Origin of the sequence: Aquiflexum lacus (assembly GCF_015476655.1) — a bacterium.
GTDB classification, from domain to species: Bacteria; Bacteroidota; Bacteroidia; order Cytophagales; family Cyclobacteriaceae; genus Aquiflexum; species Aquiflexum lacus.
This window is the reverse complement of sequence record NZ_JABFHF010000064.1, coordinates 1-1,728: the sequence shown is the minus strand read 5'-3', so window position 1 is coordinate 1,728 and position 1,728 is coordinate 1. Positions and strand designations below refer to the sequence as shown.

General features: G+C 48.0%; 1 protein-coding gene. It reads right to left on the bottom strand.

Annotated elements, in window-relative coordinates; all coding sequences use genetic code 11:
- Positions 1 to 38: 38 nt before the first annotated feature.
- On the bottom strand, positions 39 to 1,634 hold the full coding sequence (locus HMJ38_RS25000) for an IS1182 family transposase (RefSeq protein ID WP_194977183.1): 1,596 nt from the start codon (positions 1,632 to 1,634) through the stop codon (positions 39 to 41).
- Positions 1,635 to 1,728 lie beyond the last annotated feature (94 nt).

The following is a 1,728-nucleotide window of genomic DNA, read 5'->3' as shown; positions in this document are numbered from 1 at the left end:
CAGTTTGTCCAAAAATCTCCGTTATCTTTTCGGATAGTCTAAATATAAGCCCATTTCCTTGAATTTGGGTGGGGCTGTAGAAATTGGTAGTTATCGAATCTGTAAATTTCAGATCGCTGTATAAGCTTCTTTCGGGCTCTTAAATAGTCCAATATGGCCAAAAAACAAAGCCAAAGCATCTTCATATACTTTTTCAATGCTTCCTGATCGACAAGATTGAATATCCTTCGAAGATTATAGGCCACAAACATGAACCCAACATCCGAGGAGGCCCTGTCCTTGCCTTTTTTGGTGATGATGTAGTGGAAGTTCCACTGTCTTTTGATTGTTCCGTAATTGTGTTCGATGATCGCCTGCCTCCGTTTGTAGAGGTGTTCCTTCTGCTCCACGTTTCTTCTGTTGGCATCGATAAAGTCCTGATGCTCCGTCCTTTCGATGACCCTACCCCTTCCACGGGTGTTTTTGGTGCAACTGGCAAGGGCGGGACAGGCCTGACAGGCCTTGGTCTTGAAGTGCTGCACCCTCACGCTGCTTGCTGATTTCCGGGAGGGACCGCCCCTTTCCTTATTGTACCATGATCCGTTGGTGGACAGGGTGTTTCCCTGTGGGCAGGTATAGGTGCGGTTTTTTGGATCATATCTGAATTCCGAAACATTGTAGGCCGGATCCGGGGCCATACTGGAACCGCTGACCGATGGGATGGCAACTATGACTTCGGCCCCAAGCTCTACGGCTGTCCTGATCTCGCTTCCGGTATGGTATCCTTTGTCGAACAGGACAGTGAAACTGTTTGTCCCAAGTATGCTTTTGGCCCTTCTGACCATGTTCCCCATGGCCTTGGAATCGTTGTTATTGGTCACCTTGAAGTCGATCGGGATATTGTGCTTTGCATCCGTGGTGGACTGGATATTGTATGCCACTTCGGTGATGTTGTTGCGGATGACCATCTGTCTGCTGTCGGGATCAGACGTGGAAATCTGCTCCTGGTCGCTGCTATTGAGCTGTTCCAAGAGGGATTCGTATTTTGCCCGGCGCCCGGACTGCTTTTCGATCTCCGTGGCGATGGTTTCCTTTTGTGTACTGTCCCCGTCCTCTTGGGCAAGTTCAGACTGGTACCTGGAAAGCTTTTCTTCGATGTAGGCTAGGTGCCTTTCGATCTTTTTGGCGTTGAAGTTGTTTTTCTTGCTGTTCTGGGCGCGGAGCTTGGTACTGTCGCCGGCAATGAGCGTTCCACCGATCAGCTCAAAATGTCTGGCCATCTGAACGGTGGCCCTGAATACCTTTTTGATAGCGGAAGGGTTATCCCTGCGGAAATTGGAGATGGTATTGTGGTCGGGAACGAGTCCCTTTATGAGCCAGATGAGCTCGATGTTGCGTTTGCATTCCCTTTCCAATGCCCTGGAACTTCTGATCCTGTTGAGATATCCGTAGATAAAAAGCCTTAGCAGATCCCCGGGATGATAGGCAGGCCTGCCATTGTCGACAAAGTCCATCTCAAAACCAAAAGACTTTAGGTCAATGGAGCTTACAAACAGATCGATCAAGCGGGTTTCATTGTCAAACTCAAGAGTATCATCCAGACAGGTGGGGAAAAGAGCAAGCTGTGTGCGGTCGGTGCCTTGTATGAATTTCATGCAAGAATTTACAAAAATTACCCTATATATCCTATAGAAAAAGTGTGAAATTACTTCTCATCGCAAGGCCGGGTTTTTAGACAGTCTGACGTTT

Coding starts and splice junctions, on each gene's coding strand:
- HMJ38_RS25000 (WP_194977183.1), bottom strand. CDS start 1,634: ATGAAATTCATACAAGGCACCGACCGCACACAGCTTGCTCTTTTCCCC.